At 72.2% G+C, this 6,957-nt stretch carries 5 protein-coding genes and 1 pseudogene; 3 read left to right on the top strand and 3 right to left on the bottom strand.

Annotated features, from left to right (window positions below; translation table 11 throughout):
• On the top strand, positions 1–494 hold a 494-nt coding region (locus E1258_RS28310), incomplete at its 5' end, for a C40 family peptidase (protein WP_165949921.1).
• 58 nt (positions 495–552) lie between these two features.
• Here the strand turns inward: E1258_RS28310 and E1258_RS28305 are convergent.
• Positions 553–1,551 carry a TerC family protein gene (locus E1258_RS28305; RefSeq protein ID WP_132406498.1) on the bottom strand — a complete coding sequence of 333 codons (999 nt, stop codon included), beginning with the start codon at positions 1,549–1,551 and terminating at the stop codon, positions 553–555.
• 437 nt (positions 1,552–1,988) lie between these two features.
• Here E1258_RS28305 and E1258_RS28300 point away from each other — a divergent pair, with 437 nt between their 5' ends.
• Positions 1,989–2,282 (top strand): antibiotic biosynthesis monooxygenase, encoded by a 294-nt coding sequence (locus E1258_RS28300; RefSeq protein ID WP_132406496.1) that lies wholly within the window; start codon positions 1,989–1,991, stop codon positions 2,280–2,282.
• Positions 2,283–2,479: 197 nt separating this feature from the next.
• Here E1258_RS28300 and E1258_RS28295 read toward each other — a convergent pair whose 3' ends face one another.
• Together E1258_RS28295 and uvrB are read right to left on the bottom strand one after the other, a co-directional pair.
• The gene (locus E1258_RS28295; protein ID WP_243715748.1) at positions 2,480–3,436 is read right to left on the bottom strand and encodes a DUF5753 domain-containing protein; all 957 of its coding nucleotides are present in this window, start codon (positions 3,434–3,436) and stop codon (positions 2,480–2,482) included.
• 101 nt (positions 3,437–3,537) lie between these two features.
• Positions 3,538–5,646: an excinuclease ABC subunit UvrB gene (uvrB, locus tag E1258_RS28290; protein WP_132406494.1), complete on the bottom strand. Its 2,109-nt coding sequence runs from the start codon at positions 5,644–5,646 to the stop codon at positions 3,538–3,540.
• 555 nt (positions 5,647–6,201) lie between these two features.
• Between uvrB and E1258_RS28285 the strand changes: the two are divergent.
• Positions 6,202–6,957, top strand: a pseudogene (locus E1258_RS28285) (hypothetical protein); the annotation flags it as partial.

The raw sequence follows: 6,957 nt of genomic DNA, 5'->3' as shown, positions 1-6,957 counted from the left end.
GGCTCACCCCGGCCAACCCCCCGGTGGACGGCTGGCGGCCGGTCCGCGCCCCCGGGCACGACCGGCCGCTCTGGCTGCCCGCCGCGCACCTCGTGCCGGCGCCCACCGCACCCCCGTCCGCGGCGGACGTGCTGGCCGTCGCCGCCCGGCTGCACGACGTGGCCTACGTCTGGGGCGGGGTGTCGGCGTACGGCATCGACTGCTCCGGCCTGGTGCACCTGGCCTGGCGGCGGTTCGGGGTCGTGCTGCCCCGCGACGCCGCCGACCAGGCCAGCGCGACCACCCCGCTACCGATGGGTGCCGAACGCGCCGGCGACCTCTACTTCTTCGCCCGGCCCGGCCGGCGGATCCACCACATCGGCTTCGTCAGCGCCACCCCGGACATTGGCATCAACCGGCGCATCCTGCACGCCTGCTACCAGCAGCGCCGGGTCCTGGAGGAGCCGATGCCGGCAGAGCGGACGGCCACCCTGGTCGGCGTGCACCGGGTGTGAGCCGCACGACACGCAAGGGGCGCCCCCGCAACCGGGACGCCCCTTCGTCGTGGTCGGGTCAGCCGCGCGCCGAGGTCAGCTCGCGCCGCCGGTCCCGGGCCGACTTGATCAGGCTGGCCACGGTCGCCACCGAGAGGGTGCCGAGGATGACCGTCAGGGAGAGCCAGATCGGGATGTGCGGGGCCCAGCCCACCGGTTCACCGCCGTTGACGAACGGCAGGTGGTTGTCGGCCAGGGCCTCCAACACCAGCTTGACGCCGATGAAGCCGAGCACCACCGCCAGGCCGTAGCTGAGGTAGATCAGCCGGTCCAGCAGCCCGCCGAGCAGGAAGTAGAGCTGGCGCAGGCCCATCAGCGCGAAGACGTTCGCGGTGAAGACCAGGTACGGCTCCTGGGTGATGCCGAAGATCGCCGGAATCGAGTCCAGCGCGAAGATCAGATCGGTGGTGCCGATAGCGATCATGACGATCATCATCGGGGTGAACAGCCGTCGGCCCAGCACGTGCGTGGTCATCTTCGCGCCGTCGTAGTCCTTGGAGATGGGCAACGCCTTGCGGCTCCACCGGATCAGCAGGTTCTCGCTGAACTCGTCCTCGTCCGGCTCGCCCTGGCGGGCCAGGTTGACCGCGGTGTAGATGAGGAACGCGCCGAAGATGTAGAAGACCCAGGAGAACTGGGAGATCAGGGCCGCGCCGGCGGCGATGAAACCGCCGCGCATGAGCAGCGCCAGCACGATGCCGATGAGCAGAACCCTCTGCTGGTACTGCCGGGGCACCCCGAAGCGGGCCATGATGATCACGAAGACGAAGAGATTGTCCACCGAGAGGCTGTACTCGGTGAGCCAGCCGGTGTAGAACTCGCCGGCCACACCGGGGCCGGAGAAGATCCACAACCCGGCGCCGAACAACAGGGCCAGCCCGACGTAGAAGGCGACCCAGAGGCTCGACTCGCGGACACTCGGCTCATGTGGTCGCCGACCGATGATCAGCAGGTCGACGACCAGAACCGCTGTCAGTGCGACGAGAGTCCCCGCCCACACCAATCCGGACACGTTCAAAGTCCCATCCTCCGGCAGACACACGGCATCGGGCACACCGTACGCCCGCCGGGGCGGGTGGGTGTGGCGACGCGGACACTGGTGGCTGTCGGAGGTCTCTTCCGTCGCCGACCCGCGAGCGGGCCGACAACCTACGGAGCCGGGTCGCGCCACCGGGGGGCGGTCGACCGTGCTGACGACTCCGTCGCGGGGGAATACTCCCCTCCTACGCGCCCATTGTTCACCATCACCAGGGCAAAGCGCATCTCCGGTCTTCGTACCGGAGCCTCCAATTGGGCTTCCAGTGACGGACATCTCCACGCGTATGGCATCCTAGGAGACCATGCCGTAGGTTTCGGCGGTGTCCGCGCGCCCCGGAGGAGGCGGCGATGCGGCCCACCCGGTGGACACCGCCACCCCGGCGATCCGTGCGCGCGGGGACGTGCGACGCTCTCGGCATGGTGCTTGAGGTTGCGCTCATCGACGTGACGCCCGGACACGAGGACGACTTCGCCGCCGCGTACGCGCGGGGGCACGAGATCCTGGCCGGCACGCCCGGCTGCCGCTCGGTCCGGATGACCCGGGGCATCGAGTCGCCGACGCGGTTCGTGCTGCTGGTCGAGTGGGACTCCGTGGCGGCCCACGAGGAGAACTTCCGCGAGACGGAGCGGTTCCGGCAGTGGCGGGCGCTGATCGGCCCGCACTTCGCCGGCCCGCCGCTGGTCGAGCACTTCGTCGACGTCCCCGCCTGAGGCGCGCGCTCGTCGAAGGCGCGCCCTCGTCGGAGGCGTCGTTCCCGCCAAGGGGCGCCGACCCGCCCGGCCGGTCTTCACCGCGCCCCGCCGCCGCGCCGGGCTTGTCGTACCCCCCGGCTATCGTGCGCTCGCACGCGCGGCCAGCCGGCCCCGGCGGGCTCGGGGGTGCCGGGCCCGGCAGTCGCGCGTCGACATCAGTCCCGGGGCGCGCGGGGCCGGGGCAACGCCACCGCCCCCTCCGGCCGGGCCCCGACCGGCGACTGCCCACCGAGGCCGCCCGCCGTCGGCAACGATGGTTCGTCGGCCAGCCGGGCCAGCAGCGCCGTCGTCTCCGCCGCCGGGAGCGCGGCGTCGAGCAGCCGGTCGACCACCGCGTCGTACCAGGCCAAATCGGCGGCGGAAACCAACCGCACGTCCGTGGTCAACGCCTCCAGCATCACCGTGCGCGGGTCGGCCGGGTCGGGGAAGGAGTATCGGGTGAACGGGGTCAACGGATGCGCGCCCCCGGCCGTCACCCCGGGCGGGACCACCCGGACCGTCACGTTCGACTTACCCGCCATGTTGACCAGGTGGCGCAACTGCTCGCGCCAGATGCCGTCGGGCACGCCGCCTGGGTCGCAGGCCGCGAGTTCCAGCAGCGCCGTGTACCGGGGCGGCTCCGGTCGGTTCAGCACCTCCTGCCGAACCAGCCGGGCCCGCACGTCGGCCTCCACATCCACGTCGGGGTGCAGCAGCCGGGCGACCCCGAGCCGCAGCCGCGCGTACGCCGGGGTCTGCAACAACCCCGGCACGACGGCCGGCTGGTACTCCACCACGGTGGCCGCCCCGGCCTCCAGCTCCGCGTAGGCGCGCTGCCGCTCCCCCATCCCGCCGAGCGTCTTCCACCAGCCGCGGCCGGTCGCCGCGTCCCGGGCGATGACGATCAGCGCGTCGCGCTCGTCCGACGCGACCCGGTAGACGTCCAGCAGATCGAGCACGTCGGCGAGATCCGGCCGGCTCTGCCCCAACTCGATGCGGGACAGCTTGGAGGTCGAGGCCCAGCCCAGCCGGTCGCAGACCTGCTCCAGGGTTAGCTCCTCCCGCCTGCGCAGCAGTCGCAACTCGGCACCGAGTCGCGCACGTCGAATCACCGGACTCGTTGGCAACGGCATCCCCGCCTCCCCAGGACGGAGAGTACGCAGATCGATCACTGGCTGCAATACCTCGCTTGCTTACGGCGACGGCAATCGGCGTCACCGAAAGGACACGACGGTCACTTCACGCCGGCCGCGTCCATTCCCCGCAGCTCCTTCTTGAGGTCGGCTACCTCGTCCCGGATGCGGGCGGCCAGCTCGAACTGCAACTCCCGGGCGGCGGCCAGCATCTGATCGCTGAGCTCCTGGATGAGCTGGGCCAGATCGGCCCGGGCCATCCCCTCCCGCGACGGACCGGTCGCACCGGCCCGGCTACGGCTGCGGGTTTCCTTGACCGGCGCCTTGCCCCGGGACAGCTGCCGCGCCGCGCCACCGACCCGGGTGTTCTCGGTGTCCTCCGCCTCCCGATAGATGTCGTCGAGGATGTCGTGGATCTTCTTACGCAGGGGCTCGGGGCTGATCCCGTGCGCCTCGTTGTGGGCGACCTGCTTGGCCCGGCGCCGGTTGGTCTCCTCGATCGCCTCCGCCATCGACGGGGTGATCTTGTCCGCGTACATGTGCACCTGGCCGGAGACGTTCCGGGCCGCCCGGCCGATGGTCTGGATCAGCGACCGGCTGCTGCGCAGGAAGCCCTCCTTGTCGGCGTCCAGGATCGCCACGAGGGACACCTCGGGCAGGTCAAGGCCCTCGCGGAGCAGGTTGATGCCGACGAGCACGTCGTACTCGCCCTTGCGCAGCTCGCGCAGCAGCTCCACCCGTCGCAGCGTGTCGACCTCCGAGTGCAGATACCGCACCCGGATGCCGTTCTCCAGCAGGTAATCGGACAGGTCCTCGGCCATCTTCTTCGTCAACGTGGTGACCAGGACCCTCTCGTCCCGCTCGGTGCGCAGCTTGATCTCGTGCATCAGGTCGTCGATCTGCCCCTTGGTGGGCTTCACCACCACCTCGGGGTCGATCAGGCCGGTCGGGCGGATCACCTGCTCGACGAACTCGCCCTGGGCCTGCTCCATCTCCCACCCGCCGGGGGTGGCGGAGAGGAAGACCATCTGCCCCACCCGCTCCAGGAACTCGTCGAAGCGCAACGGCCGGTTGTCGGCGGCGCTGGGCAGCCGGAAGCCGTGGTCGATGAGCATCCGCTTGCGGGAGGCGTCGCCCTCGTACATTCCGCCGATCTGGGGAATCGTCACGTGCGACTCGTCGATGACGGTGAGGAAGTCGTCGGGGAAGTAGTCGAGCAGGCAGTGCGGCGGGCTGCCGGGCTGCCGGCCGTCGATGTGCATCGAGTAGTTCTCGATGCCGGAGCAGAAGCCGACCTGTCGCATCATCTCCAGGTCGTAGGTGGTGCGCATCCGCAGCCGCTGCGCCTCCAGCAGCTTGCCCTGGCGCTCCAGCTCGGCGAGGCGCTCGGCCAGCTCCGCCTCGATGTCGCGGGTCGCCCGCTCCATCCGCTCGGGGCCGGCGGCGTAGTGGGTCGCCGGGAAGATCATCAGGCTGTCGACCTCGCGGACCACGTCGCCGGTGAGCGGGTTGAGGTAGTACAGCTTCTCCACCTCGTCGCCGAACAGCTCGATTCGGACGGCCAGCTCCTCGTACGCCGGGATGATTTCCAGCGTGTCGCCGCGGACCCGGAACGTGCCCCGCTGGAACGCCATGTCGTTGCGGGTGTACTGGATGTCGACGAGGCGGCGCAGCAGTTGGTCGCGGTCGAGTTCCTGGCCGACGGCGACCCGGACGGCGCGGTCGAGGTATTCCTCCGGGGTGCCCAGGCCGTAGATCGCGGAGACGGTGGCCACCACGACCACGTCCCGGCGGGTCAGCAGCGACATGGTCGCCGAGTGTCGCAGCCGCTCGACCTCCTCGTTGATCGAGGAGTCCTTCTCGATGTAGGTGTCGGTCTGCGGGATGTACGCCTCGGGCTGGTAGTAGTCGTAGTAGGAGACGAAGTATTCCACCGCGTTGTGCGGCAGCAGCTCGCTGAACTCCTTCGCGAGCTGGGCGCAGAGCGTCTTGTTGGGGGCCAGCACCAGAGTGGGCCGCTGCAACCGCTCGACGAGCCAGGCCGTGGTGGCGCTCTTGCCCGTGCCGGTCGCGCCGAGCAGCACGGTGTTGCGGTCGCCGCGCCGCACCCGACGCTCCAGATCGTCGATGGCAGCCGGCTGGTCACCGGCCGGCTGAAACTCGCTGACGACCTGGAAACGGCCGTCGAGCCGGGGAATGTCGAGCGCCATGACCCCACGGTACGCCGGGGGTCCGACACCCTGGGACGACTACCGTCAGTCAGTGATCGGCTTCGATATCTGTATTGTGTGGCCGATGCCACCGCGCTAGGGTGTGGCCGTAGGCCGCTCGCGGCGGCCGTCCGGGCCGGCGGCCCGGCCCTCGACGGCCGGCTGCCCCCGGCACAGGGGTCGCAGCACCCGGGACATCACCGGCGTGCGCACCCGACGTGGTCGCGCCGAGGCGCAGACCGGCCGCCGCGAGCGCCCCCAGCCTCCCGGCCCGGGTGCCGCGACGGATCCCAGCCACCCCGCCCCGGGCGTCACCTGTTCCGCGCGCCCGGAGTTCAACCTCGCGTGGAGAACTGCCCCGGACCGACGCGACCCGAACCGCCGGCCCGGCCGGCGTTTCCTCCCGACATGGGCCGGGCCCGGCCCACGGCGCCACTCCCCTTCGCCGTCGCCCCCGCCCAGGGCCGGCGTGGCGACCGGGGCCCCGCGCACCGTGCCCGAGCGGGTGCCGGGCGCAGGGGCGCAGGCGAGCCCGCCGGGCGCCGCCGGACCGCCGTGATCGTCCTGGGGGCGGTCGCCGCCGCGGCGGCGGTCGGCCTGGCCGTCGGGCTGCTGACCTGGGCACCGGCGGCACCGGAGCGGTCCCGGCCACTGACCCCGGCGGAGTCGGAGCGGCTCGCCGCCGTGCGGGTCACCAACCACCGGGACGTGCGCTCCGGCCTGCGCCTCACCGTCGGCGAGGCCGCCACCCGCACCGACGCCGTGGGCTGGGTCGACTGGGCTCGGCAGCTGGCCTACCTGGACGTCGGTGGGCCCGGCGCCGGCCGGGTCCGGGGGCTGCTCCAGGCGACCCCCGGGCTGCTGCTGACCCGGCCCGACCCGACGGCGGTGCCCACTCCGGCGTTTCCGCCGCTGGTGCCGCCGGCCGACGGCTGGCGGGTGGGCGAGGCGGCCGTCGCCCGGTCCCTGCGCCCCGCGCTCGATTTGCTCTTCGCGCTCGCCGCGCCCCGCCCCGAGGCGGCCGGGGCTCTCCCTGCAGACGACGCCCGCTGGCTGGCCCCGGCCGAGGCCGGCGGCCTGCCGGTGGACGTGCTCCAGGCCCGTCTGCCCGGCGACGTCGCCGGTCGAGTCGACGGCAGCCGGTTGCCGTCCCCGCCTGGCCCGAGCGGTGGGGCACCTCCCGGTGCCACGGCCGACCGACACGCTGCGGCGGGCCCGCCGCGCCCCGCCACGCCGTGGGTGGCGACGCCGAGCGTCCCAGGGGCGACCGCGGGCTGGCCCGGGCCGGCAATCAGCCTGCCGGTCGTGGCC

Source organism: Micromonospora sp. KC207, from assembly GCF_004348615.1.
Taxonomy (GTDB): domain Bacteria; phylum Actinomycetota; class Actinomycetes; order Mycobacteriales; family Micromonosporaceae; genus Micromonospora.
The sequence above is the reverse complement of the archived record's forward strand: the minus strand, read 5'-3'. Positions and strand labels throughout refer to the sequence as shown.